This window comes from Methylomonas sp. MgM2, assembly GCF_054172045.1.
On sequence record NZ_JBSYXO010000005.1, the window covers coordinates 39,588 to 66,532 of the forward strand.

The following is a 26,945-nucleotide window of genomic DNA, read 5'->3' on the forward strand; positions in this document are numbered from 1 at the left end:
CGACAGCAATGGCGTTTGTCAGGTTAAATGAAGTGCATGAACGCGCCAATCCGGAAAGCATGTCGATGCTGAGATGATTGAGTCATGATCAAAATAACGATAGTCAGTACGAAAGGTGGTGTTGGAAAAACCACACTGACGGCCAATATGGGCGGCATTTTGGCCGATTTCGGCTATCGTGTGCTTTTGATCGACGCCGATCCTCAGCCCACTCTGTCTAGTTACTACCGGATCCAGCAGCGTGCCGAACAAGGCTTACAGCATTTTCTGATTAACACGGCCATCGAGACAGTCATCAGCAATACAAGTATTGATAATCTCGACATCATTCTGTCCGATGATCCACAAGGCAAATTACGGGATTGGATACGCGATACGGTCGATGGCCGCGTTCGGCTGAAGTACAGTTTGATGCAGTTGGAAGCGCGCTATGATTTTGTATTGATCGATACCCAAGGTGCGGTAGGACCGTTACAAGATGCTGCGGTGGCTGCCGCCGATTTCATGCTGTCGCCGATTCCGCCGGAAATCTTGTCCGCCCGAGAATTCGTACGGGGTACGGTGGCGATGATCCAACGTCTGGAACCCATGGCCCGCTTAGGCGCACCCATCGGGCCGTTACGTGGTGTCATTTACCGGCAGGATCGGACCATCGATGCGCGGAACATTGCCGAAGAATTACGCAAAGCCGCCTTTTTACCCAGCAAAGGGTCGATTTCAATTTTGAATACCGTGATTCCCAATGCGGTTGCTTATCGAGAGGCGGCTACGCATAAAATGCCGGTGCATCGTTTTGAGCAGAAGCGCAAAGGTAAAGGCCTGAGTGCGTTAGAAACCATGAAAGCGCTGGCTCAGGAACTCATTCCCAACTTACCGGATCTAGACCTGGCGGTGCTTGATCAAGAGGTCAGGCCATGACGACGAGAATCAAGCGGCCGACTCAGGATCAGCTCAAGGATTTACTGTTGGAAGGCCATTTTAAATCGGATGCCGGCGAACTCGACCTCGCTGCTACCGATCCGATAATGCCCGCACAGATTTTGTTAAACCTAGCACAAATCAAAACCTACGACCACAATCCCAGACGGGAAAGGAATCCAGCCTATGATGACATCAAAGCGTCGATACGCGACCAGCGCGGCTTGAATAACCCGTTCACGGTCACGCTACGTCCGGGTGAAGACTGTTATATGATTCAGTCCGGCGGCAATACTCGGTTGACCATCCTGAATGAACTGTATGCAGAGACCGGCGATGAGGCTTTCAATACCGTCCATTGCTTGTATGTGCCTTGGCAATCGGAATCCGCCATTCTCTCTGCTCATCTGATTGAAAACGAATTACGCGGGGAGATGACCTTGATTGATAAAGCCTATGCCGTTAGGGAGCTACAGCACCAATTGGAAAGCGAATTCCAGCAATCGTTTTCCCGTACTGAATTGTGTAAACGGATTAAAGCCTTGGGTTATAGCCTATCCAGACGTCATTTGATTCGCTTCGAATATGCCTTGGAGCTGGACCAGTTGATTCCGAATACGCTGCGTAACGGCCTGGGTGCCAATCGAATCGATGTCATCAAAAACACCGAAAAGGCCTATAAGCGAGTCTGTCAGGGCAAACCTGAGCAATTTGCAGCCTTGTTTGCAAATACACTGTCGAGTTTTGATAATGAACAGTGGGATTTTGACGCAGTCCGCCGCGAATTGGATAAACAACTGGCGCTGATATTGAACATCAGCGCTAGTCGTCTGCGTATAGAAATTGATGCTTTGCTACTCAACCAGTCGACGATAGATGATGACTGGCCGGATGATCCGAGTCAACTTCCTACGGATGTTAGTGCCAAATCACCCGCGCACAGTCAAAACCAGGATGATTCTACTCACGACATAGCGCAAACCGATTATCAACAGCTGCAGATACCGGGCGACCTCCGGCAACACGATTCCAGTTCAGTTGCGAGCAACAAGTTAAAACAGCCGGACAATATCCAAACACTCTATGAACGGACTTATGGGTTGGCCAGACGGATTGCTGAATCGATTCAACTCGAAGCCAGTGTGTTACCAATCAGCCAAGGCCTGGGCTTTATCATCGAAAAACCGGCGGCAGCTTTCACCGCGCATGATACCTGGGGCGTATGGTGGCTGTTGTTGGGAATTTCCGAGCAAATCGTCAGTCCGGAACGCTTCCCGTTGTGGCAACAGACGGCGTTGTATCAGCTCTATCAGATTGAGGATGCGGATCAACTTCAACGGCTGGTAGGCCCTGCACCCAGTTTGTCCCATTACCTGCACGAAGTGTTACAGAATAAAGGCATCGTCAAAGATCCGGTGTTTGCTGATATCTGTCAATTGATTGAAACCTGTCGCCTGATTCGGCAACAATTTTCCAATACACAGCTTTGGCCCCCGGGGCCTGTCTAGCATGGAGGTTACCATGAATTATCAAGCCGAATTTGCCTTGCACACATTGATGTATGTGTCGCGTATGGCAGCGGAAGGAGACTTTGATACGCCTCACCAACTGGGACTGCGCAACGATCAAATTGAGAAGATCTTGGCGTTAAGTACCCAGGAAATTCATGAGATGGCAATGACGACCAAGGCCCGCTATATGCGTATCCTGTTTGACGCCGATGCCCTGGATACCGCCATGATGGTCTGCGGTCGCCGTATTCGGCAGCGGGAATTGATTATGCAATTGTTAACCGCCGGTGCTTCACTACCTGTCATGCGCACACTGTTTGGTTTAACCAGTGCCGATACCGCCAATTATCGAAAATACTTGAATCTACCCAAAGCCGATGGCCGGCCTTTCATTCCCTCGGAAGCCGAACAAGTCAAAATATGGGAGCTCTGGAAAGCCACCGACCAGGAACCGATCGGTATAGCCGAACGCTTGCTGCATGTGCATCGAGAGACGCAGATCAAAATCAGTGCCATCTGGCCCTTGATCCAGACATGGTTTGCCGGTGATCTCGATGGTCGCTGCTAACCGATACCGATCGGACTCAACGCAAAATTAATAGCGATGACAGTCCCGGCTATGACGTCTATCTCGGACTCAGTCCTGCAACTTGCTCAGCAGATAGCCAAAGAACTGGCTCAGTTACGAATCGATACCGCTACGCAAGGTAAAAACCATGACTCGCTGCTGTATATCGGTCAATGGCAGGATGCTATTCCACGTGCCATTTGGTGCGATCGTCATTTAGAAGCGATCGATGTGCGTTGCTGGGGACTCATCCGAACGCAGGCCATGACTGGCTCCGCGGTGATCCTGTCGCTGCATCGCTTGTTGCAAAGTCAATTAGGCATTTCAAAACCAACAGCCTCGAAAGTGTTGTACGTGCTGCGTTTAACCCGTTGGATATCCTTGTGCTCGGAGTTGCGCAATGAAGCCGGTCAATTCAAAGGCCACATCTATGCCATCCATGACAGTCCGTTGGCTGTTACTGATGCCCTCTATCTGGATCCGCATTATCTCACCTTTGTCGAGCAGCAATGTCAGCATCAGCATTCGCAAATCCGGCACCTGTCGCAAATCCTCTGGCAATCGATCCATTATTCGATAACCAACGAAGCGGGATTTTTTGACGAGGAGGAGGGGCAGGGCATCGTGAACGATTTCTTTCGGCAGGTAAATGGGCAAAGCCGAAATCAGAACTTTACCCCTTTGCACCGGGTTAATTTATTTAACTCGGCTGAAGAACCGGATAAAAAACTTAACCCGGCACCAAAAAGCCAGGTTAAAAAAATGAACCTGGCAAAAAACGACCAGGTTAAAATTTTTAACCCGGCGTTGAATCAAGAAGAAAGCAATGAAAAACAATCGGTTAGCGATATGGTTAATTATTTTGACCGCAGGCTACCTATAACTACTACACGTAGTAGTAGTTTAAATAAAACAACTACTACCACTGATTCAGCAAACCAGACAAAAAATTTAACCGCACAGGCTTACCAGTCGTTGATCTATCCGCCGGACTTCAATGCCAGTGAACGAGAACTCGCCAAACATTACCTGCAACAAGTCGCGCCTGAGTTACAGCAGATGATACTGGATGAAACCGCGGCGCAAATACAAGCCAAGCGTACCAGCAACAAGCCGATACGAAACCCGGTCGCCTATCTGGCCTGGTTATGCCACGAACAAGCCAAAGGCAACCCCGTGTTGACCAGTTTGAGTGTCCGTTGCCGGCACAATCGCGAACGCAAACAACAAACGGAGCAGCAGGTTCGGCAGAAGCAGCAAGAACTGGCTGCCCAGAGTGAATCGACAACTAGCACTTCGACCCGGCCGTCCGGCAAAGCAGGCCAAGAAAAACCGACCCAGCAACTCAGAGAGGCGCTCAACAATACGCGTAAACACAATTAATGTCCCTGTGCGGGGCGCACACCCCCGGCAATGTGAATTCGGTCTGTGCATGTCGCACAGCCAGCCAAGAAATAGAGAGGATTGAAGGATGAAAAATAACGGGCAGGGTGTTCAGAAAAACCTGATGGAATTTATCAGGATGTCAAACTACGAACATCGTTGTCCCAGTCCCCCCTGTGCGGGGCGCACACTCATCAACAACGTGAAAATGTCCTGTGCATGTCGCACAGGTCAAAATCAAATTTAGGAGGCACGCATCATGAATGCCCTGTTGGATCAAGAATCGTCACAAACAACAGTGTCCCAACCCGTTCGAACGCTCATCGAACAACCGGGCGATTTGCGCAGTGTAACCCGGATGACGATACAAACCCGGCAAGCTCAGAAACTTGTGGTTGGCCGAAAAAGCGCTGATCACGTCGAGCCGATTATCGGTTTACTGGATTTTGGCCGGCGCATGAAGTTAATTTGGTTGTCCGCCGAAGCCGATGACCCCTTCGCTGATTGGTTTTTAGTCAAAATCGAAGAGTCCCTGACGGAGAGTCAAGCATTGATTCAAGCCAAAACCGACTGGTTGGATGAACGGATGCGAGAGATTCAGGGCTTTGAGATTCAGGTGGCACAGTCATTACAACCCTTGCAGGTACCGATCTATTTCCAGAACCCGTACGGTTACATGGGTGCCTATTTGATTGCCGATTACGATGCCTTGGCGCGCAGTGTGTTTACTGCAAGGCACATTGCACTGATTGATCGTGCGGTCGCAGAGCAACTGTTGCAAGTTACCGGTAAAGCGATTCGCCGCACCTTCAATTTGGCTAGCCAATGGAAATTCACTGGTGTGACGCGGGAGGATGTCCTTGCGCAAAGCGCCAATGCTCTTAAAGCGATTGGTTTGTTAGGCGAATGCCCGGAACCCATTTTATCCAAAACCCATCGGGCCAAGATTTCGCCGCTGATTAGAGTAAAGCCAAAAAGTCAGGTTCAGGCAGCGAAGGAAAAGGAAGGTGCAGAATCTTTGATTCCTATATCCGCAGATAAAGCCAGCGCAGTGTTTGATCATGATCAGATGGGCAGCGAAACAGGTAGCTAACAGCCCTTACAAAAGGTTTTAACCTTTTAAGGGTAAGGGGAGGCTGATTTCTACCATTCGGGTATTGACATCGAACAACGTGAATCATGTTACTTGAGTTCGATAAGCACATCGCTGCCTGGTTGCCATTTACCACGCGGCAGGGTGCCTGGCGCAGAATTGCGCTACTTGAAGCGGAAAATCTTCAAGTGGTTTGGCTGATGAATGAGTGCGCAAGCGCTTTCAGATGGGTGATTCCGGAACCGCGGGAATTGTATCTCAACGTGCAACAGGTTCGTTCCTTGACGGTGTATATCCGATGGCGCCGCCGCGGTGTTCGCGGCAAGCAAGCCTATTGTTTACTGAGTAGCCCCGAAGGCCAGGCGTTTTTGATGCGCCAAGCAACAGAAGTCCGGCAATGTTACCAACGTTTTAACGACTGGGCACTGGCATTGAACCTAGCCCATTCTTTGCGTTTGAATGAAATCCGGCGATTAAAAAAATATCTCAAGGACCTGAGCGATGCGGATTGCAGCGTCTGATTGTGGATTTCGATGAAAATCAGGTCATCGGTTTCTTTTTGAACCTTGCCTGTCTCTGAAAGTTTTTAATCGACCAACACACCGACCGTCGGAGCAGCTATCCAATTTCAGCGGTTCAGGAGCCGGGAACTCAGTCGAATGTCAGGTAATCGGCAAGCAAGGTGATATCATGACTGAGCTACTACGGCCATTGGACGAAACCGCTACGCGCTAGGGAGTCTGTGTAGGCAAGCCTGTGGGTGATTGGCAGCATATCCTGTGTTTTTCCTATCCAAGAGGCGAGGCAATCCGCCTTGTTTCAAGATAGGAGCCGTGTCATGATCGCCACAGACAAACCCATCAGCCCATTACGCCAACGCATGCTCGACGACATGCGGATGCGCAAACTGTCACACCAAACCCAAGCCAGTTATATTCGCGTCGTGAAGCGATTCGCGAAATTTCTGGGCCGTTCGCCGGATACCGCAAGTGCGGAAGATTTACGCCGCTATCAGCTGCATTTGGTCGATTCTGGTATTTCGGCGATTTCCCTAAATGCCAATCTTACCGGTCTGAAGTTTCTGTTCGAAACGACGTTAGATCATCCAGCGTTAATGGCCAAGATGCATACGGTGCATGAGCCACGAAAACTGCCGGTGGTCTTGAGTCGCGAAGAGGTGGCTCGCTTGCTCGCCGCCGCAGATAATCTCAAACACCAAACGGCCTTATCGGTGGCGTACGGCGCCGGCTTGCGGGCCAGCGAGGTGGTGGCGCTGAAGATCAGTGACGTCGATAGCCAGCGCATGACCTTACGCGTCGAACAGGGCAAAGGCAGCAAGGATCGTTATGCGATGTTGTCACCGGTGTTACTGGAACGTTTGCGCGCCTGGTGGAAGTTCGCCCATGCCCAAGGCAAAATGCTGCCAGGCGGTTGGCTCTTTCCTGGCTTGGACCCGGTCGACCCGCTCAGCACCCGTCAACTCACCCGCGCCGTCCATGCCGCCGCCGAGGCTGCGGGGATAGACAAGCGGGTATCGATGCATACGCTGCGGCACTATCTACCCTCCCGGACTATGTCGAGTAATCCTATGACGACCGCATCCGTGAACGGATAATACTATTCATCTCACCTAAAGCGCCATCGGATTACCCGACATAGTTTTCCAGCTACAGGCTGCTTAAAAAGCTAAGCAACGAGTCACTTGGCTTAAAACGCCCCAATTTAGCTTCCGGCGGTGTTATTTTGGCAAGCGCCTGTTCCTTCATTGCCAGTGTCGCCTCCAGATAGATTTGTGTTGTCTCGACGGATTCATGTCCCAGCCACAAGGCAATCACCGATCGATCAACACCCGCCTGCAACAAATCCATGGCCATGGTATGTCGCAAACGGTGCACGGTGACGCGCTTGTGTTTGAGTGAAGGACAGGCTTTCGATGCCTTTAGTCGGTGCTTGTTTAACAGATACTGCACGCCATGCACACTGAGAGGTTTTCCTCTTGCACTGGGAAACACCACGTTAGACGCAGCGTTTTGTGGATCTTCCAACCAGGCCTTTAATACGGCAACGGTCGATTTGGCCAAGGGGATGCAGCGCTCCTTGCGGCCTTTGCCGATAATCCGGACATGGGCACCTGCTTCTAGAATAAGATCATCAGTCTTCAGCCCAGTCATCTCGGACAACCGCAAGCCTGTCTGTAAGGCCATCAGGATAAAGGCATAATCGCGCCGGCCGGACCAAGTGTGCCGATCCGGCGCGGCTAGCAAAGCGTCGACTTCCGGACGACTGAGAAAACCGACCTGAGGCCGATTGAACCGCTTGCTGGGAATGGCAAACACCCGTTGTATCTGAGCGGCATGGGTTGGCAGTTCGAAGGCAATATAATGGAAGAAGGAATGAATCGCGGTGAGACGTAGATTCCGGCTGCGCGGCGTCAATTTCCGATGCTTCTCCAGTTCATCCAAAAAATTCACGATCAAGGGTGCGTCGATCTGTTCGATAGTCAGGCGCGATGGGGGCTGATGCAAGCGCTGTTGCGCGAAAGTCAGCAGTTGACGGAAGCTATCCCGATAGGAACGGATGGTATGCGGGCTAACCTGCCGTTGCAGCATCAAGCGTTGGGTAAAGAAGCGTTCCAATAAGGGCGCCAGGCTGGTGCTATTCATGACGGTTCCTCCCAGCGCTGTTCAAGACAGCGCATGGCTTCATGCATCAGCTCGGGCGACGCTTCCAAATACCATTGGGTATCGGCTACATGCACATGGCCTAGATAGGCAGACAACAACGGTAGCCTGCGCTCCGGGTCCTGTTTCGACCGGTACCAGTTAAGCAGCGTATTGGTGGCGAAACGATGCCTCAGATCATGCAGACGCGGCCCATGGCTGTCAGACTCCGCGCGTAGGCCAATCTGACGGGACAAGGCATAGAAGATGCGGTGGACTTGCCCATTGTCTAGTCGGTTACCGCGGCTGGAGACAAACAGGTAAGATGACACCGGACGACCCACCCAATGATTTTGGCGTCTGCGGAGGTAGTCTGCAAGCACCTCACAGGTAGAGGCATGCAAGGGAACCAGTCGCATCCTACCGAATTTACCTGTACGCACGGTTAATACCGCAGTATCAAGATCGACATCCTGAACCTTTAAGTTACGCGCCTCGCCAAGACGCAAGCCAGTCACGCTCAGCAGCCCTAGCAGACAATAGTAGACCCAGGGCAGTAACGCACAGCGCCAATCACGAAACGACAAGTCAAGCGCGGCGCAGAGCAGTCGTTTTATTTCATCTTCTGAATATAAATAGGGATGCGCCCGTTGGGGTTGGAAGGGTAGCAACCCAGGCGATGGCACCTCGGTACGCGGATCACTGGCGCTACGGTAACGGGCAAAACCGCGTACAAAGCTCAGTCGTTGTGCCCAATACGATGGTTGTGCATTGCCGGGGAGTTGCGCCCATTCAAGCGCCAATACTGAAGTGATATAGGAAGCGTGCCGTTGCGTCATAAAATCGGTGAAATCCATTAATGCCTTGCCGGCATCTTGCAGTTTGAAACCCAGACTATGCCGCATGGCCAAGTACTCGTGAACCGCCTGCCGGATAGTGTTCATTGCACACCTCCCGGCCAGGGTTGCGCCAAGGTACGCAGGGCATCGAGATCAACCCGGGTATAAAGCTTCGTGGTCTGTGGCTGGCGATGGCCCAATAGTTCGCCGATCTCCCAGAGTGAAGCGCCTTGACATAGCATTTCGGTAGCCAGTCCATGGCGAAACTGATGCGCCCCGAACGTCGGCGCATCAATCGCGGCGCGCTTGAGTGAGTGGCGAACAATGCAACTCACGGCGCTGGCCCCCTGGAAACCCCGAACCGGCGCCTTGGCACGCAGGAAGAGGCGCCGATTGCGGATTTTTAGCTTTGGTCGTCCATCCTGCAGATAAGCGGCAATGGCTTCCCCTATTTCTGCCGATAGAGGAAACTGGCTATGATGCCCTCCCTTGCCACGCACCTGTAATGTCCCAGCCTGCCAGTCGATGTCGTCGAGTTCGAGGAATGCCACTTCGCTTGCGCGCAGTCCGAGCCGGGCAAGCAATAGCAAAATGGCATAATCGCGCCGCCCCATTGCCGGGCGGCGATCTATGCTGTCCAATAACTGCTTGACCTGCTCCGTCGAGATTGCCCTTGGAAGAGTTGAAATCGACCAGTCCGCTACAACCGGAACGGCAATCGCCAGATCCTGCGTAAGATCGCCACAAAAAAGAGCATAGCTCAGGAATGAGCGCAGAGCGCTGGTCATGAGTTTGGCGCGCTTTCTGATCAACTGCGACGCCTGGCATTGAACAAAGCCAACAACATCCTGTGCGGACAAGCCAGATAAGGCAACCGAACCGCAGCCGAAACGTGCGTCAAGAAAACTGCGGATAAAGGGGACATAGTTATGAATGCTTGTTTCGGTCAGGCCACGCGCCTCGCGCAGATATTGCTCATATCCCTGTACGCAACATTCCACTGGTGACTGGCAAGGGGATATCTTGTCAACGAAAATTACGCCCTCATTACATAGAAAATCAATGAGGTGTTGAAGGGCGGCTGCGTCGCCACGACACGGCTTGAGCTGTTGAGCGCGATCACGCAAAAACTGATTCGAATGTTCGAAAGTGACGTCCGGTAACTCTACGCCCTGTTGCTTTAGCCATCGGCTGAAACAGGCGGCTAGATAGACTTGGCGATGAATCGTATAAGGTGCATATCGCTGATCACTAAGGAATGTTGCAAACGCATTCAGATGATCCGCAAGCTGTCCTTCCGGCTCTTTCGAAAGGGTTACTTGATTATTAATGACAAACTTCATGGCTGACTCCTGCCCAATATGGGATCAATGGAAAGAGTCAGAACTATATCGCTACATTTTGGCTTGCTTGCTGGGATAAATGGGGGCGATGGGATACTACGAGACATAGTCCGGGAGGGTAGATAGTGCCGCCTATGTCTTGAACGACATAGTCGCCATAGCTTTGCGACTCACTTGCTGGAGCAGAAGGTCGATATCCGCGTCATTCAGGTATTGCTCGGTCACAAGAAGCTGGAGACCACGGCGCTGTATGCGCAGGTGGCCACCGATCTTCTGCGCGAAGTGGTCAGTCCGATCGAGACTTTGCAACCGCTCTAGCCTTATTGCCTCATGGCGCGCCTCGCGCTCGAGGTGGCGGATATTTTCCGCGCCTACGGCCCCGCATGGCGGGAGGCTCAGCATGACCACTTGAGCCTGGGTCAACTGAAAGTCATGTCCGCTATCGAACAGTGCCGTACCGCGGTACTGGGTGGACACGTGTTGTGCTGTCCCGCTTGCCAGCATCAAGACATCGCTTACAACTCCTGCCGCAACCGGCATTGCCCGAAGTGTCAGGCCAGTGCGGCCAAACGCTGGCTCGAAGCCCGCCAGGCCGATCTGCTGCCGGTCGAGTATTACCATGTGGTGTTTACCTTGCCGACGCCGATCGGTGCCATCGCGTATTACAACAAGTCCGTGATTTATGCCTTGCTGTTTGAGATCGCAGCCGAGACCTTGCGCACGATTGCCGCCGATCCGAAACATCTGGGCGCACAGATCGGCGCCACCCTGGTGCTGCATACCTGGGGATCGGCCTTAACCCATCATCCCCATGTGCATGGCATCGTGCCGGGCGGTGGCTTGTCGCTGGACGGTGAGCGCTGGGTCAGTTGCAAGCGCGGCTTCTTTTTATCGGTAAGAGTGCTGTCGCGGCTGTTTCGACGCCGTTTCCTGGAGGTACTGAGCCAAGCGCATGACATGGGGCAATTGCAGTTCTTCGGTGAATACGCCCATCTAACTGACCAGGTGGCTTTTACCGATTGGCTCAAGCCGCTGCGAAAGTGCGAATGGGTGGTTTACGCCAAACGTCCGTTTGCCGGACCCGAAGCGGTATTAGCGTATCTGTCGCGTTATACCCATCGCGTGGCCATCGCCAATTCACGACTGCTGGCCATGGACAAATGCGGTATCACCTTCCGCTGGAAAGACTACCGGGCCAAAGGCAGGACGCGGCATAAAACCATGACCCTCAGTCCGGATGAATTCATCCGTCGTTTTCTGTTGCATGTTCTACCCAGTGGCTTTCATCGTATTCGGCATTATGGACTGCTGGCCAATGGCGGGCGTCGCGATCATCTGGCGCGAATACGTGAAGTGCTAAAGGCGGCGTCTGCGCATCTGGACTCCAAGAAAGCAATGGCTGAGGCAGCCGAAAAAACCACCCAGCCAACCTTCGTTTGTCCGGATTGCGGGGCGGCAATGCTGATCATCGAAGTCTTGGCCCGCAAACCGCTGATTCGGGCACCACCTCCACTGGGAGGCGTGTCATGATGACACCCACTTGGCGAAGGCGAAACACGCCATCCTTACTGCGTTGGTTTTCACCAACGTCGGGATCGCTTGACTTGCCGGCGGAAAATCCTAAATGCACCCACGGTGCGCACGTTAAAAACAGCCCACATCTGAAGAAAGTCACGGCATTTGCTCGACGCCGGTTGCCTCCGCATGGGACTTTTAACCGCATCAATGACCCAAGCCCTCCTCAAATCCCCATAGAGGGTGACCCCATCTAACTCTCCCCTGCGTGGCCCGCGGTTTCCTCCCTCGGGGCTTGTCCGACGCCTGCCCTCAACGGTTCGTCGCCACAGCACAACCTCGCGGTGAAGGGCAGGCATCCGACAACCCTTAACATCAGCGGTCATAGGCTTCCCATAGCGGACCGTCCGGTTCCACCCACTAAGCAGCCATTAAGAGGCAGACAGCCAAATATACATAGGAACGCTCAGGACGAGGTAGTTCCGCCAAGAGAACAGACTCGATTGACATTAAACTGTTCCGATTTGCTGTCCCCGCCTCTGGCTTTGGGCTCAACTCGCCGCCCCAACTGTTCTTGAATGCGTTGCTTAAAGCGATCATTGCCTAACACCCAAGCCTTGTTAGTTGCCTCTCTGATTTCGGTAATACTGTTTTCAGAAAGCTGATGCTTGAATAACTCGCGATAGGCGGTTTGGCGGACTTCGTTCGACTCCCCGAAGCGTTGGTATTCGGAATGAGGTGCCACTAAGCCTGGAGCGGGTAAACGCAGGCTTTTGAGGATGATCGGTAAAATAGCGGACCAAGTGATGATTTAAAAATTCAGAGCCATTGTCGCAATCGAAGCCTTTCAAAGGGAACGGCAATAAGCCCTCGATGGCTTGAATTTGCTTTAGGACGCCTTGCGAGCCTTTGTTCCAGGTGGCCCGGCATTCGGTCTAGCCGGTAACAATGTCCGTCATGGTCAGGCTCCAGACGAAATCACCGGCCAGCGAATTGCCACAGTGAGCCACCGTATCGGCCTCGACGAATCCCGGTTGAGTTTCGTCCCAGTGATGGGTACGAATGGGAATCTGGGTTTTCAATAGCGAACCAGGTTTAGTACCCGATAGGCCCTTGGGATGCTGAACGCGCAAGGGCTTGAGCAATCGATCCAAAGTCGCGGCTGAAACCTTTAGCAAGTCGGTGCGAACCTGATCGGTGAGCCGACCGTACTGTGCTTCGTAATGCGGCAGCCAGAGCGGAATCGCTGCCTTCAAGCGTTTACCGCACAATTGATCGCTGGCAAACCAGATGCGCTTCAAGGGTTCCAGCAGCACCTCGGCCTGATATTTCCGTTTAGGGCCGGGCCGCTTGGTTGGGGGTGGTGACGCGGCTGGCTTTATTTTTCGATTCAGCAACCGAATCGCGTACTTGCGAGCGTAGCCGCAGAACTCGCAGAACTCGTTCAAGATGGTTTTCTTCGCCGCTCGATCGCTTTGTCGATAGCGTTTCTGAATAGCTTGTAAATAGGCGCGTCGTTCGTGTTTTCCCATGGGTGTAATCCGAGTTTGTTCGGTTACACTTCAATCCTCTCAACTTAAGCTATTTCTTGAATAAATTCATTGGTTTACATTGCCGCACATGATAAAATTACAACCCTAATTCATTGATAATTAAGGGTGTTACAATGTCGACCTCAATACCTGAGTATTTTTGTTGGTTTTATCGGCCATCTGCATTCTGACGAGTTACTCGACCAATCTCGTCTTAAATCAACCGTTTTCGTTCGGCAGCGAACACTGACTTTTCCTGTTCTGCTTGTTAGCATGATGTCTGGCTTCAAGGCCAGTGTCCAAAATGAACTCAATGGTTTTTTTGCCCATCTCGCCAATCAAGCGGATTTAATCCGCGAAGTCAGTGCTCAAGCGTTTTCCAAAGCGCGCCAGCAATTCTCCCATCTGGCGTTTTCCCGATTGAATCGTCAATTGATGAAATTGGTGACGAAACACCTGGATGTACCACGCTGGAACGGTTTACGTGTGGTGGCTGCCGATGGTTCCAAAATGCGCCTATTTTTGCAGGATGTGACCCGCCGCGCGATGTGGTGGCCTTTGCTTTGTATTTGCCAGGCCTGGAAATGACCTTGTCTTTCCAACTCTATTCCGCCAAGGATGCTGAGCGTCAGATGTTGTTCGAACATTTGGATCAGCTGGAAACAGACGATTTACTCGTCCTGGATCAAGGCTATCCAGCCCGTTGGCTGATCGCTTACCTGGTTCAACACGGCATTCAGTTCTGTATGCGCGTCGATGAAACCGGTTTTGCAGCGGTCAAAACCTTTCTGCGATCAGGCATTATTGAACAACGGGTTACCATCGGCAAACCCAAGGCGCGCGACTGGCAAGATTATGGCTGTCAATCTTTACTCTCCGAAGTACGCTTGGTCAGAGTAGCGACGCCGAATGGTCGTATCCATGTGATGATGACGTCGCTTCTCGATAGTGCGGCCTATCCGGCTAACGATTTCTCAGCGCTCTACCAAAGTCGTTAGCGCATTGAAGAAACCTTCAAGCGCCTTAAACATAGCATGGCACAGGAAAATACTTCAGGTCTGTCATGGCTGGCCGCGCAGCAGGATTTTGGCGCCAAAATCGTTACCGACAATCTGCATGCCTTAACGGTACTGGAAGCAGAAGACATCATCGGCTTGAAAGAAAACTACAAAATCAATCTCACCTATGCCTTTGCCCATCTCAAGCGATGCTTACCGCGTTGGTTACTCATCGATCCACCTACGCTAAAGCAGCTACTTCTGACAGTTTCTGGGTTAGCAAGAAATGTCATTCGTTTCATCGATGGGACCACCAAACCCAGACCAAAACACCCTAAGCCTCACCGCAAACATGCCTATAAATCAACTTGTTAGAACTTAAGTTGAGAGGATTGGGTTACACTTAATGTGAGGCGACGACCCTGTTTTACCCAAGGCTTGGGTTACTTTTAATTTGAGACAATTCGGGACTGATCGCACCCGCTCGCTTACATTGCAATTTGATAAAAACTATATAGAATAATCGTAGATACTAGACTTGTATAACAAGAACAACATAAAAAATTATGGATCAGCTAGTAAATATTCAAACTCAGCCGGTTGATTTTGTTTCTTTTTGGAATCAATTCGAAGCCGATTTACTTTACAACGCACTTAGGCAATTGAGTAGCGACATTAGGCGGCTACATCGAACGAAATGGCTAGATGGAAATATAATAAATAAATCACCGTTGACGGTAGTTACGTTTCCATCTGAAGAAAAATTTGTAAAGGATATTACAGAGAAGATAATAAAAATAAAATCTTTAGAGAATTATCTAATCATATTTAATGATGAGCAAGAAATATTGAAGCAACCAGTATTAGCCAATTGCCAGGAAATCTGTAGATGGCCTTGTACGCCGAATGAACTGAAGTTGAGATTACTTAGGTTGAGTAAAAATTTAGATGATAAATGTGGTTCATCATCTCTTACAAGAGATATCTCTTCTGAAAATTGGGTTAATTTTAATTTGGTGGGGAAATCGTCGAATTTTAGATCTGTAACTTTAATGATAGAACAGGCCGCCAGATGCGATGCCACTGTATTTATTGAAGGAGAAACTGGTACTGGTAAGGAAATGTCAGCGAGAGCGATTCATTATCAAAGCGATAGAAAAGATTGTCCTTTTATGCCTGTCAATTGTGGTGCTATTCCAGATAACTTACTAGAAAACGAGTTATTTGGACATGAGAAAGGTGCCTATACTGATGCAAAAGAATTTCAATTGGGTTTGATAAATCAAGCAGATGGGGGAACGCTTTTTTTAGACGAAATTGAAGCTTTATCACCTAAAGGGCAAGTCACTCTTTTGCGGTTTTTAGAGGAAGGGAAAATTAAACCTTTGGGCAGCAAGCAATTCATTGATGTCAATGTACGTATAATCGCCGCTTCGAATGTAAAGCTTGAAAAGCTTGTAGAAGAACAGGGCTTTAGAATCGACTTAATGTATCGCCTTAATTTACTCCAGATTGCTTTACCCCCTCTCAGAGAGCGGAGCACAGATATTGAGATTCTCGCTACATTTTTTATGCAAAAGTTTTGCAATCAATATAATTTTCCGCATAAAAGTTTGTCGGTAGAAACATTAGATTGGATGATGCGTCATTCATGGCCGGGAAACGTTAGAGAGCTTGAAAATTTTATTCATAGACAATTTTTATTGAACAATGAAAGTCAAGTAATTCTCAAGGAAAATTCCTGCGAAATTAAAGATAGAAGATTAAAATATGATAGGAGGATTAATTTTGATTCTTATTATTCATTTAGTGATGCCAAAACTAAAGTCGTTGAACGTTTTGAGCGACACTACCTGATAGAATTAATGATTAAAACTCGTGGTAACGTTTCAAAAGCAGCTAGAATAGCCAGAAAGGAAAGGCGAGCTCTCGGAAGATTATTGGCAAAAAATGGCATTAAGCCGGAAAATTTCCGGTATGATGTAATATAAACGCAAATAACAGGTTTATAAATTAAATTGTGTAACTGCCTATTTTTAATTCTTTGGGGAAAGATAAGTAGCCATCCCGGAAAAAGCTGAAATTTTCCTGACCGCAGATCCTCATGTAGCCAATAAAAATTGTTCGGAGGATAAGAAACCCCAGAGTCGAGACGGCGTTTGCTAAAAATAAGGCAAAAAAATCCTCAACCGCCCGGGGATCAAACGGATGTTGTGTCCGGTACCGCATAGATATAGAAGTTCGGACTTAACTGACACCCATCTAGAAAGAGATGAGGGTTACTGGTGAGATAGAAGTATCGTCTTTTTTCAAACCAAAAGAAGTAACCCTCATTCTCGAGAATAACGCACGAATCATCAAACACAAAGTCGGCCTGGTGAATCTAGCCGAGGAATTAGATAACGTATCCAAAGCCTGTAAAGTGATGTGCCTATCACGTGATACGTTCTACCATTATTAAGCGGCAGTGGAATCGGGTGGCGTTGAAAGCCTATTCGACAAAAGCCGTCGCCAACCGAATCTAAAAAATCGCGTGGACGACGCCACTGAGCAAGCGGTGTTGTCTTTTGCACTGGATTTTCCTGCGTAGGGACAGTTACGGGTCAGTAACGAGTTACGCAAAGCGGGCCTCTTCGTGTCATCCAGTTGCGTTCGCAGTATCTATCCAAGGGGCACAAGTGGTTATTTCAACGGAACTTTGGAGTCCAATTTTTTTCAACCTACCTCAACATTAAATAACGCATCTAAAGTAGATATGGGTGAAAAGTAACCCACTTTAGTATTTTGAGGGACAAAGTATTTTTTATATTAAATACAATAACATATGCTAATTAATTCTAAAACTAGTGGGTATAAAATGACCCAATTATCAAAGTCTATCAAAGTCGCACTTATGTAAATCAATGACTTATCATCTGGCATAAAAAATGTAACTAAGCTGAAGGAAGTAGACAGACCGCTTCTGTTAGGAGTACGAGACTCGGTATTTCAACGCAGAGCCAAAAAATTGTATCGTTCTCTGTAAAAAATCATCCAATTGTCGCAGATATGTTCGAAGTTATCGGTAGCGGGGAGTGGTTTAGAGAGTAGATTGTACGACTGATAAAGTAAACCTTAGAAAGTTGAGTCAACATTAGCCGCAATTAGATTAATTCGGCAATTATTTATTTAATTCTATCAGTAACTGGAGATCCGCTATGCCAGCAACACTCTCGTATCCCGGTGTCTATATCGAGGAAATTCCTAGTGGCGTCCGCACGATTACCGGCGTGGCGACCTCTATTACCGCGTTTATTGGAAGGGCGCAACGCGGACCTACAGATAAGGCCATTGTCATCAACGGTTTTCCCGATTTCGAGCGAATTTTCGGTGGCTTATGGTTGGATAGTACGCTCGGATATGCCGTTCGCGATTTTTTTCTAAATGGAGGGAGTCAGGCAATCGTAGTACGGGTGTTTCATAAAGTGTTTGCTAATGATGAAGTCAGACAAACAGTCGATGATGCCGTACAGTCCGTAGTAGGAGCCGCGATTGGCACTGATGCTGCTACAGCTGCAACTGCCGCGAGAACTCAGGCTAGTACATTCACCGAAGAGCCTGCTATGAGCGCTGCCGATCGAGTCGCCATTGCTGCTGAGACTGCAGCGGATGAAGCTGACGCGACCGCGGAAACCGTTCATCAAGCTGCTGTTGATGCTGCTGCTGGCGAGGTGGCATTTGCAAAAGCAAAGCTTGTAGTAGGCAGTATCAAACTCGAAGCAGCTTATGAAGGTTCCTGGGGTGCAAATCTGCGCGCTATTGTGGATCTCGATAATATTCCGGAATCGGAATCGAATTTATTCAATCTGACGGTGCTTGATATGTCACCGGGTGGAAATTCGGAGCGTTTCCTTAATCTATCGATTGACGCTGCCAGTTCGCGTCGTATCGACAAAATACTAGAAAACGAATCAAGGTTGGTTAATTGGGACGGTAGCTGGCCGCCGACAACATTGCCGGACGTAAGCGCGATAAAAACTGCAATACAAGCAATGAACGCTACGCCTAGTGATACCTCCGCTCAGGATGCTGTATGGACTTTGACCCTGGATGCCGTTACTCAAGCTGAGAAGGCATACTTAAGAGCTAAAACTGCACGAGAAAGCGCTCAGAATAATAATGAACCTGAAGCTAATGTTAACGCAGCGAAAGAAGCTGAAAAAACTGCAAAAAGCAACTTGGACGCTGCTAAAAAGACTGCCTCCAATTCGGTGTCTAACGGTCTTGAGTTAACGATCAACGACTTTTTGCCACCGCAAAGCAAAATTAATAAAACAGGGATGCATGCTCTCGAACAGGCTGACCTTTTCAATTTGCTTTGCATTCCACCTTATAGAGATCAGAATAATGATGTGGACAAAAACCTGCTTGCAGCTGCTGAAGCCTACTGTGCTGAAAGGCGGGCATTATTACTGGTCGATCCACATAGCAGTTGGAAATCAAAAGACAAAGCTCGCGAGGATTTCAGCAAGGCCGAGGACAGTTATCCGGGCATACCAAGCAAGAATGCAGCCCTGTTCTTTCCAAGACTCAAACAGCCAAATCCACTGCGCGAAAATCAAATCGAAGAATTTGTACCCTGCGGCGCGGTGGCGGGCGTTTTTGCGCGCACCGACACACAAAGAGGGGTGTGGAAAGCGCCAGCGGGACTGGAAGCGACGTTGGCTGGTGTTCCTCAGTTAAGCGTGAATCTCACCGATGCAGAAAATGGTGAATTGAATCCATTGGGCATCAATTGCCTACGGGCTTTCCCTATCATTGGACGAATTGTTTGGGGTTCCCGCACACTACGGGGAGCCGATCAACTCGCCGATGAATGGAAATACGTTCCGGTACGCCGTACTGCCTTGTTCATAGAGGAAAGTCTCTATCGCGGCACCAAGTGGGCGGTGTTTGAACCCAACGACGAACCGCTGTGGGCGCAATTGCGGTTGAATATCGGTGCGTTCATGAACAACTTATTTCGCCAAGGCGCATTTCAGGGTAGGACCTCTCGTGAAGCCTATCTCGTCAAATGTGACAGTGAAACCACAACGCAAAACGATATTAACCTCGGCATCGTCAACGTGGTTGTCGGTTTCGCTCCGCTGAAACCTGCAGAATTTGTGGTCATTAAAATCCAGCAGCTGGCTGGTCAGATCCAAGTATAAGGAGCATCAGTCATGACAGCACTTGTCGCAACACCCAACCGCTACGACCCCTACAAAAATTTCAAGTTCCGCGTCAAGTTTGGTACCAGTCCCAACTATGTTGCAGGTATCAGCAAAGTTGGCGCATTGCAGCGCACCACCGAAGTCGTCGAACATCGTGAGGGCGGGGATCCGAGCACCAGTCGTAAATCGCCGGGTCGTATCAAATACGAAGCCATCACTTTGGAACGAGGCGTGACTCACGATACTGCTTTCGAAGACTGGGCGCGAAAAGTCTGGAACTTTAATGCAACAGACGACGGGACAGGTGGCCAAGCCTCGTCTTTGGCCGATTTTCGTAAAGAAGTGATTATTGATGTGTTCAACGAGGCAGGGCAGAAAGTCATTTCCTACACAGTGCATCGCTGCTGGGTGTCGGAATACACTGCACTACCGGAACTCGACGCCAACGCCAATGCTGTTGCGATTCAAACCATAAAACTTGAAAACGAAGGCTGGGAGCGGGATACCGATTTTCAGGTTCCTGATGAGCCGAGTTTTGATTAAAAGCAAGGATAAGTGATGTTGACTGCATCAAACTTAATGGCAATTTGGGAACAAGGCATGGAAAGATCCATGTTTGAGCGGGCGAATATGTTGTTGCAGACGTCAACCGGCTGCACAAAGGACACTTTCCAGACCCTGACGATAGGCCAGCGCGATTCGAAATTGCTGGATCTTCGAGAGGCACTATTCGGACGTAAGGTACCCTGCAAAATAACGTGTCCTGCCTGTAATGAATGGCTTGAGCTTGATCTTGATATCGGCGATTTACGTGTATCAAAAGACTTAGATACGGTATCGGACATCCATTTATTGGACAGCTATGAATTTACGTTAGAGTATCGCGTGCCTAACATTGGTGATTTGGCGTTTGCGAGCGTCTTGGACGCGACTCTCGCAAAAAATTCATTGCTAGAGCGCTGCGTGATTTCGGCTAAAAAAGGTAATGATCCGATTGCTTATCGCGAATTGCCGGAAGAAACGCGCAGTACCTTGGCAAATGCCCTGTTAGAAGCCGATCCGCAAAGCCACTTAGAACTGGATTTAACCTGTCCGGCTTGCGAAAAAAATTGGGCTTCGGTGTTCGACATAACATCTTTTTTGTGGGGAGAGATACATAACTGGGCATTACGGACCTTGCGCGAGGTGTATTTACTTGCCTCGGCATTTGGGTGGCGCGAAGTCGATATATTGGCCATGAGTCCTATGCGTAGGCAACTGTATTTGGAATATATCGGCGTATGAACGATTATCTGCAAACACTTTTTGCCAGGAGCTTTCGTTCGGATGAAATGATCGGAAACGTTCAGCCGCGTTTGCCATCACTATTTGAAAGAACAGCCAATACATTTCAGGGCAGAGATTTTCCATTCCAAACAACCGTGGACACTGTTAAAGAGCCCGAGACAAGGCAAACGAGCGTGGGAGATGATGTTAACTCGTTTGTATCCATAGTCCCTGAGAGCGAAAAGATTGAAAGGATCGAAACCCAGTCGGAAACGCGATATCAGAGTAACCACAGAACGTCTGGTTACACTCCGACAATTAATCCTGAACCGCAAGCATCCATGAATACGGCACCGCATGACTCTATGCGCAGCGTGGGTAATACCTTGGCTTTTCGTCCTGACCAGACAGAAGCAGTGCCGATTTCCGTTAGCCAAGGTGAAACGTCGGAAACTTTTCAAAATCGCCTATCTGACAAACAGTTTGACAAAATTACTGCGCCCACCGCACATGAGACGGTCAGGTCTATCGAAAAGGAGATCGTGCGAATCAACATTGACGAGTCTCTTACATCAAACACGAGCAAAACCGCGCCGTTAGTAAAACCGTTAGTGCCGGAACTTTCCGCAAACCGACAGTCGCCATTGAACGTAATCCATAAAGCTGAAGTAAATGAATTCTGGATTACGCCTCCACTCGGCGAGAATTCTGAGGTCCTCGCGGTCACACCTCGTATGCCGGAAAAATTGGCGCAGCAAGCAAATCCGCGCCCAATGAATGAAAGTCCTGCCGATCCCAAGCCCGTAATACAATCAAATACCTTGTTGCCGATTAACGTAATTCATCCTCTATCTTCGCTTTCGAATCCAAAACTGCGTGACGTGGGAAAGCAACTTAAAGAAAACAACACGCGCGAACAGCAGCAACCGACAATCAACGTCACCATCGGCCGTATCGAAATTCGCGCGACACCGGCGGTAAGTTCCCAACCCAAAAAAAACCATCGAAAATCGTCCACCATGAGTTTGGACGAGTACCTCAACAAACGTAGCGGTGGTACACGATGAGTAATTATTTGGCTATTGCCACTGTAACCGAATTATTGGGTCAAACTGTGCTGAAGGCCGCCGAAGGCGCACTTGGAAAAGAGGTCAAGCTCAATAAAAGTCGCCCGGAAGACTTGGTTGGAATCGACACGGTCAGCGTTTATCTTTATCTGTATCAGGTTACCCCAAACAGCGCACTACGAAACGACGATCTGCCGAACCGTTCGGCGGACGGTCGCTTGGTACGAAAACCGCAAACAGCCTTAGATTTGCATTACCTCATCGCTTTTTACGGAGACGACAGCGAACTAGAGCCTCAGCGCATGCTAGGTGCCGTCGTGCGCGATATTAACGCCCGTTCGGTTTTAACCCGTGAACAAATCCGTAAGGGCATCGAAGGTATTGATTATTTGGACAGCTCTAATTTGGCAGATGCCACGGAACTGGTGAAATTTACTCAGACCGTGTTTTCGCTGGAAGAAGCATCCAAGCTTTGGTCGATTTTATTGCAAACAAAACATGCATTATCTGTAACCTATCAAGGTTCGGTGGTCCTGATCGAAAGCGACGAAACACCACAACAAGCACTGCCGGTCAGCGAGCGAGGGGTGTCCGGAATACCGTTTAGTAAACCTGATATCAAAGAAGTTCGGGTTTTGGACGACGATGGCAACGAATTACCCGAGAACGCGGCGATAGAACTAGGTGCTCGACTGTTGATCAAAGGTCAGCAGCTACAAGGGCAGATCACTCAGGTTTTACTCGATGGTATAGAGATACCTACCGAAGCATTGAGCGATACTGAAATTCTGCTAACACCGTTAACCACTCCTCTACCGGATGGCTCAAATTTGCGCGCCGGTGTCAAACGATTGCAGATCGTTCATCAGATTCCGTTGGGCGACCCGGCAGTGGCGCATTCTTTCAATCAATCCGATGTTTATACATTCCCGCTGCGTCCTACACTGACGGTATCAATGGTAGACAGCAACATCCGCGTGGAATTCACGCTGCCGGTGGGTAGGTCGCAACGAGTCGTCTTAAGCCTTAATGAGTTAACGGACAATCCAAGGCCAAGCGGCTATCGACTTGATGCGCCTAAAAACAACGGCATTCCTGAGTCGAACGATCCAACGGAACCAATCATCACAGAAACCGGCGTAGTGGATTTTCAGATACAGGATATTGTTGCCTCGGGGACTTATCTGGTTCGCGTGCAGGTGGACGGCGCCGAAAGCATGTTGCATAAAGCGGATAATGGAAAATACGACCAACCGCAGGTGGTGGTGCCATGAACGATATTAAACAATGGCAAAATCAGAATAATAGTTATTTGTCCAATGCATTGCAGTGGTTGAGATTGCGCTTGCTGCGACTGGCCGACGAAAAAGCGCCTAAAGCACAAAGCCGCAAAAAAAAATGCGGATGGTTTACCTGTCGTGATCAATCAGCGAATGTTTCTTCAACGCATCATACCGATGACAATGAAATTGTCCGCTTGGAAGAAGAGCTAGCGACCGCCGAAAAAAGTCCGCATCCGCCTGCTGCAGTGATTTTGAGCGAACGTTTGGGACTGTCCCGCTTTGAACAAAATTTGTTATTACTGTGCGCTGCGATGGAATTGGATCCGGCCATGGCTGAACTGTGTTGCCGCTGCCAAAATGATGCCCAGCGCAACTATCCCACTTTTGCGTTGGCTTTTGAAGTTTTTGACGACCCAGATTGGAAAGCGCTGGCGGCTACCAGTCCACTACGCTATTGGCGCTTGCTCGATATCCATCAGCCGGGCTCGCGCTGCTTGACGCTCAGTACGTTAAATTTAGACGAGCGCATTCTGAATTACCTCAAAGGCATTAATTACCTTGATGATCGCCTGTCATCTTATATGGCGCCGCCTGAGTTGAATAGTACTCAGGCCATGGAACTATCAGCCTCGCAACAAGCGATTGCAGATCTAATTCTGCACAATTTACGTAATGCCGCGCCGAATGAACCGCAAACGGTTCAACTATTGGGAACCGACTCCGAAAGCAAACGAGAAATCGCCAAAGCAACAGCACAAGCGCTGGGTTTGCAACTGTTCCCCATCTTGGCAGGGTCGTTGCCGTTGGCCAGTGCCGACATGGAATCGCTGACGCGACTTTGGCAAAGGGAAAGCTATTTAATGCCATTCGCGCTCTACCTCGATTGTGCAGACGACCATGAGAATCATGCCGCAGTTGCGACACAGAGTTTCGCGGCACGTCTTAACGGCCTGGTCTTTGTCGATACCCGGGAAATCCATGCAAAGTTGGGTAGCGATACCATGGCTTTTGACGTTGCAAAACCCTCAACGGCCGAACAACAAACAGCCTGGCAAACCTTGGTATCGTCACTTGATAAAGACGATTCGGGACGTTTGGCAAGTCAATTCAACTTGAACCTGCCGACAATTAAGCGTATTTCGCAAACCGTCGCGGTGGATGAAATATTGGGGGGTAGCGAACAATTCAGACAGTTATGGCAGGCTTGTTTAAAAAGTACCCGGCCGCGTTTGGACAAATTGGCCCACCGCATAGAACCCAAAGCGTCCTGGAACGATTTGGTATTGCCGGACGATATCAAGGGGCTGTTACAGCAAATCACCGAGCAGGTTCCGAACCGGCACAAGGTCTACGACGACTGGGGTTTCCGGCAAAAAATGAGCCGCGGACTCGGTATCAGCGTGCTGTTCGCCGGAGCCAGCGGCACCGGTAAAACCATGGCGGCGGAAGTCATCGCCAGCCAGCTTAATCTCAATTTATACCGTATCGATCTATCCGCAGTGGTCAGCAAATACATCGGCGAAACGGAAAAAAATTTGCGGCAAGTGTTCGATGCAGCCGAAGACGGCGGTACCTTATTATTTTTCGACGAAGCGGATGCCTTGTTCGGCAAACGAAGCGAAGTCAAGGAGAGCCACGATCGTTTCGCCAATACCCAGATCGCCGATCTGTTGCAACGCATGGAAGCCTACAATGGACTGGCGATATTGGCAACCAACATGAAAAGTGCGCTGGATTCGGCTTTTCTAAGGCGTTTGCGCTTTATTGTCAATTTTGCTTTTCCCGGCCCGTCCGAGCGCAAGCTGATTTGGCAAAAAGCCTTTACCGGCGACGTTTTCGGGCCCGATACACAGTTTGGCAATCTGGATTTTAATCGCTTGGCTCAGTTCAATCTGACCGGGGGCAATATCCACAGTATCGCTTTGAATGCAGCTTTTTTGGCTGCGCAGAGCGGTGAATACGTAGGTATGCGCCACGTCATGCAAGCAGTGCGCACCGAATTCCGTAAATTGGAAAAACCGATCAACGAAGCGGAGTTTCGAGTTTTGGAAGTGGTCAAGGGGGGGACATGAATATCAACCTTCACATCGAACGCTTGATTTTGGAGGATATATCGCTCACGGCGAGCGGACGGCCACTGCTACAGGCAGCGATGCAAACGGAATTAACGCGCCTTATGACGGAAGGTGGTCTAAGTTCTGACATGCAAGCCGGCGGGGCTGTTTACAAAGTTAGGACGCCCGGCATTCAATTTGCAAGCGACACAAGTCCAACCCTACTGGGAGAACAAATCGCCGAAGCAGTGTATCGGGGGATAGGAGAATGAACGGCCAAACCGCTACTCAAACCCAGCAACAGCAACCAATTGCATTAACTAAATCCAACGGTTTGCTTCAGCGCAAATGTGCTTGTGGAAGACATACGCCAGTTGGTGGTGAGTGCGAGGAATGCGCAAAAACAAAGCGTACACTGCAGCGCAAGCTCACTATCGGCGCAGCGGATGATCCGCTGGAGCGCGAGGCAGATCGGATTGCGGATCAGGTGATGGCTGCGCCCATGCAGGGCTGGCTGAGCCGAGCGCCAGTCAGGGTACAGCGATTTAGTGGGATGTCTTCGGGACAGGCAACTGAGGTGCCAGCAAGTGTCGAGCGAGTACTGGCAAGTCCTGGCCAGCCGCTGGAATCGGGTCTTCGGAAGGAGATGGAGGGACGATTTGGGTATGATTTTTCGAGGGTGCGGGTGCATACGGGGACGGAGGCGGAACAATCAGCTACGGATGTGGGTGCACATGCCTATACTGTGGATCACCATCTTGTATTTGGACCGGACAAGCTCTCCTCGACGACAAACGAGGGCAAACATTTACTTGCACATGAGTTAGCACATGTAGTGCAACAACACGGAGTAAGCAGAAACAACAATAAGCAAAGATCATTTGGAAGCCGTCTTTCTTCTGTTTTAGAAAAGGGAACTGAAAAATCATTAACATACGAATTATCAAATAAATTATCACAAAACTCTTACGCGGCGGAGGTGTTACAGCGCCAGAGTATTCATAATCCACTTTTTCCATGTTATGAAACGTCATTAATTCCGGGAGGGACAGAGTTCTTCGGTACATTTGTCCATCTTGCTATTCAGCAACACTTTGTAAGAAACATAGACCCGACAGCGGCAACGGAATACGTAATTCCTGGAAGTGGTCCTACTGGTGGGATAGGCCGTGCGGATATAGTCAGTTCTATTGGTGGCATATACGAAATTAAACCCGCTGGCCTTGCGTTATCAGGCTTTGCCGAAGCACTTGCTTATTTAGCGCAGGCCGAGATTCACTGTGACCCGCATGTAAACTGGCACTTGGGATTTATTTACTATGCACCGCCAATAACAATCGGAGATTACATAATCGTATCATGGTTAGAAGGGCCTGGATTAATTCTGTATGCGCTGCGGAGACGAGAGCGAGAACCTCGGAGGGTTCCAGAAACTAGAAGAGTACCAGATTATTATCCTGTTCCGGTGACTGAATCAGCTAGGGAAAGAATCACTAGATGGGCTCGGCGAGTGTACGAAGAAGGCCTTGATGCCACACAAGCTGCCGAAGAATTTTTACAAGCAAACCCTGACTTGATTAATTATATTCTTTTAGGTGGAGCAGTTATTATTTTAGCCTTAATTGCGGACGATTTGTCTGGCGTTGGAATCGCTGACGATGTTCTTGTTCCCATAGTAGGTGCCCTTGAATGGGTAGCGCTGCGATTGTCCTTTAGCTTTTAA

25 protein-coding genes and 2 pseudogenes are annotated in these 26,945 nt (G+C 49.5%); 22 read left to right on the forward strand and 5 right to left on the reverse strand.

Annotated features, from left to right (window positions below; genetic code table 11):
* Positions 1 to 84 precede the first annotated feature (84 nt).
* The 7 genes from ACW73I_RS05650 (at position 85) to ACW73I_RS05680 (ending at position 7,088) form a co-directional block, all read left to right on the forward strand.
* Positions 85 to 918, forward strand: a complete 834-nt coding sequence (locus ACW73I_RS05650; RefSeq protein ID WP_458028265.1) for a ParA family protein — start codon at positions 85 to 87, stop codon at positions 916 to 918.
* Complete coding sequence (locus ACW73I_RS05655; protein WP_458028266.1) at positions 915 to 2,426, forward strand: ParB family protein; 1,512 nt, start codon at positions 915 to 917, stop codon at positions 2,424 to 2,426. Before ACW73I_RS05650 ends, ACW73I_RS05655 begins: the two co-directional genes overlap by 4 nt.
* A 13-nt stretch (positions 2,427 to 2,439) precedes the next feature.
* Entirely contained in the window at positions 2,440 to 2,997 is a 558-nt protein-coding gene (locus ACW73I_RS05660) for a DUF2857 domain-containing protein (RefSeq protein ID WP_458028267.1), read from the forward strand.
* Between the two features lie 51 nt (positions 2,998 to 3,048).
* Entirely contained in the window at positions 3,049 to 4,380 is a 1,332-nt protein-coding gene (locus ACW73I_RS05665; protein ID WP_458028268.1) for an STY4528 family pathogenicity island replication protein, read from the forward strand.
* Between the two features lie 259 nt (positions 4,381 to 4,639).
* Positions 4,640 to 5,473: a PFL_4669 family integrating conjugative element protein gene (locus ACW73I_RS05670; RefSeq protein ID WP_458028269.1), complete on the forward strand. Its 834-nt coding sequence runs from the start codon at positions 4,640 to 4,642 to the stop codon at positions 5,471 to 5,473.
* 86 nt (positions 5,474 to 5,559) lie between these two features.
* Positions 5,560 to 5,994, forward strand: coding sequence for a hypothetical protein (locus tag ACW73I_RS05675; RefSeq protein ID WP_458028270.1), 435 nt, complete (start codon positions 5,560 to 5,562; stop codon positions 5,992 to 5,994).
* 317 nt (positions 5,995 to 6,311) lie between these two features.
* Positions 6,312 to 7,088, forward strand: a complete 777-nt coding sequence (locus tag ACW73I_RS05680; RefSeq protein ID WP_458028271.1) for a tyrosine-type recombinase/integrase — start codon at positions 6,312 to 6,314, stop codon at positions 7,086 to 7,088.
* A 52-nt stretch (positions 7,089 to 7,140) separates the two neighbouring features.
* Here the strand turns inward: ACW73I_RS05680 and ACW73I_RS05685 are convergent, their stop codons facing one another.
* From ACW73I_RS05685 to ACW73I_RS05695, 3 genes are read right to left on the reverse strand one after another with little or no spacing between them, the layout of a single operon-like run.
* Positions 7,141 to 8,136 carry a site-specific integrase gene (locus tag ACW73I_RS05685; RefSeq protein WP_458028272.1) on the reverse strand — a complete coding sequence of 332 codons (996 nt, stop codon included), beginning with the start codon at positions 8,134 to 8,136 and terminating at the stop codon, positions 7,141 to 7,143.
* Entirely contained in the window at positions 8,133 to 9,077 is a 945-nt protein-coding gene (locus ACW73I_RS05690; RefSeq protein ID WP_458028273.1) for a tyrosine-type recombinase/integrase, read from the reverse strand. The genes ACW73I_RS05685 and ACW73I_RS05690 overlap by 4 nt, the downstream gene beginning before the upstream one ends.
* On the reverse strand, positions 9,074 to 10,315 hold the full coding sequence (locus tag ACW73I_RS05695) for a site-specific integrase (RefSeq protein WP_458028274.1): 1,242 nt from the start codon (positions 10,313 to 10,315) through the stop codon (positions 9,074 to 9,076). Before ACW73I_RS05695 ends, ACW73I_RS05690 begins: the two co-directional genes overlap by 4 nt.
* 165 nt (positions 10,316 to 10,480) lie before the next feature.
* On the opposite strand from ACW73I_RS05695, the pseudogene ACW73I_RS05700 reads away from it, so the two are divergent.
* Positions 10,481 to 10,633, forward strand: a pseudogene (locus tag ACW73I_RS05700) (tyrosine-type recombinase/integrase); the annotation flags it as partial.
* A gap of 12 nt (positions 10,634 to 10,645) precedes the next feature.
* Positions 10,646 to 11,845 carry an IS91 family transposase gene (locus ACW73I_RS05705; RefSeq protein ID WP_458028275.1) on the forward strand — a complete coding sequence of 400 codons (1,200 nt, stop codon included), beginning with the start codon at positions 10,646 to 10,648 and terminating at the stop codon, positions 11,843 to 11,845.
* 451 nt (positions 11,846 to 12,296) lie between these two features.
* On the opposite strand, the gene ACW73I_RS05710 is transcribed toward ACW73I_RS05705, so the two are convergent.
* Positions 12,297 to 12,575: a hypothetical protein gene (locus ACW73I_RS05710; RefSeq protein ID WP_458028276.1), complete on the reverse strand. Its 279-nt coding sequence runs from the start codon at positions 12,573 to 12,575 to the stop codon at positions 12,297 to 12,299.
* A 190-nt stretch (positions 12,576 to 12,765) separates the two neighbouring features.
* Positions 12,766 to 13,362 carry a hypothetical protein gene (locus ACW73I_RS05715; RefSeq protein WP_458028277.1) on the reverse strand — a complete coding sequence of 199 codons (597 nt, stop codon included), beginning with the start codon at positions 13,360 to 13,362 and terminating at the stop codon, positions 12,766 to 12,768.
* A 273-nt stretch (positions 13,363 to 13,635) separates the two neighbouring features.
* On the opposite strand from ACW73I_RS05715, the gene ACW73I_RS05720 reads away from it, so the two are divergent.
* From ACW73I_RS05720 to ACW73I_RS05780, 13 genes and pseudogenes are all read left to right on the forward strand, one after another.
* Complete coding sequence (locus tag ACW73I_RS05720; protein WP_458028278.1) at positions 13,636 to 13,950, forward strand: hypothetical protein; 315 nt, start codon at positions 13,636 to 13,638, stop codon at positions 13,948 to 13,950.
* On the forward strand, positions 13,947 to 14,360 hold the full coding sequence (locus tag ACW73I_RS05725) for a hypothetical protein (protein ID WP_458028279.1): 414 nt from the start codon (positions 13,947 to 13,949) through the stop codon (positions 14,358 to 14,360). The genes ACW73I_RS05720 and ACW73I_RS05725 overlap by 4 nt, the downstream gene beginning before the upstream one ends.
* Positions 14,361 to 14,396: 36 nt before the next feature.
* Positions 14,397 to 14,735 (forward strand): hypothetical protein, encoded by a 339-nt coding sequence (locus ACW73I_RS05730; protein ID WP_458028280.1) that lies wholly within the window; start codon positions 14,397 to 14,399, stop codon positions 14,733 to 14,735.
* A gap of 191 nt (positions 14,736 to 14,926) precedes the next feature.
* A complete protein-coding gene (locus ACW73I_RS05735; protein WP_458028281.1) occupies positions 14,927 to 16,351 on the forward strand; it encodes a sigma 54-interacting transcriptional regulator in 1,425 nt (474 codons plus the stop codon).
* 341 nt (positions 16,352 to 16,692) lie between these two features.
* Positions 16,693 to 17,031: pseudogene (locus tag ACW73I_RS05740) on the forward strand (helix-turn-helix domain-containing protein); the annotation flags it as partial.
* Between the two features lie 526 nt (positions 17,032 to 17,557).
* Positions 17,558 to 19,549 (forward strand): phage tail sheath family protein, encoded by a 1,992-nt coding sequence (locus ACW73I_RS05745; protein WP_458028282.1) that lies wholly within the window; start codon positions 17,558 to 17,560, stop codon positions 19,547 to 19,549.
* Positions 19,550 to 19,561: 12 nt separating this feature from the next.
* Positions 19,562 to 20,095 carry a phage tail protein gene (locus tag ACW73I_RS05750; protein WP_458028283.1) on the forward strand — a complete coding sequence of 178 codons (534 nt, stop codon included), beginning with the start codon at positions 19,562 to 19,564 and terminating at the stop codon, positions 20,093 to 20,095.
* A gap of 15 nt (positions 20,096 to 20,110) precedes the next feature.
* Positions 20,111 to 20,836 (forward strand): T4 family baseplate hub assembly chaperone, encoded by a 726-nt coding sequence (locus ACW73I_RS05755; protein ID WP_458028284.1) that lies wholly within the window; start codon positions 20,111 to 20,113, stop codon positions 20,834 to 20,836.
* Entirely contained in the window at positions 20,833 to 21,885 is a 1,053-nt protein-coding gene (locus ACW73I_RS05760; RefSeq protein ID WP_458028285.1) for a hypothetical protein, read from the forward strand. The genes ACW73I_RS05755 and ACW73I_RS05760 overlap by 4 nt, the downstream gene beginning before the upstream one ends.
* A complete protein-coding gene (locus ACW73I_RS05765; RefSeq protein ID WP_458028286.1) occupies positions 21,882 to 23,159 on the forward strand; it encodes a DUF4255 domain-containing protein in 1,278 nt (425 codons plus the stop codon). The genes ACW73I_RS05760 and ACW73I_RS05765 overlap by 4 nt, the downstream gene beginning before the upstream one ends.
* Entirely contained in the window at positions 23,156 to 25,240 is a 2,085-nt protein-coding gene (locus tag ACW73I_RS05770; RefSeq protein WP_458028287.1) for an ATP-binding protein, read from the forward strand. Before ACW73I_RS05765 ends, ACW73I_RS05770 begins: the two co-directional genes overlap by 4 nt.
* Entirely contained in the window at positions 25,237 to 25,494 is a 258-nt protein-coding gene (locus ACW73I_RS05775) for a hypothetical protein (RefSeq protein ID WP_458028288.1), read from the forward strand. Before ACW73I_RS05770 ends, ACW73I_RS05775 begins: the two co-directional genes overlap by 4 nt.
* Positions 25,491 to 26,945, forward strand: coding sequence for an eCIS core domain-containing protein (locus ACW73I_RS05780; protein WP_458028289.1), 1,455 nt, complete (start codon positions 25,491 to 25,493; stop codon positions 26,943 to 26,945). Before ACW73I_RS05775 ends, ACW73I_RS05780 begins: the two co-directional genes overlap by 4 nt.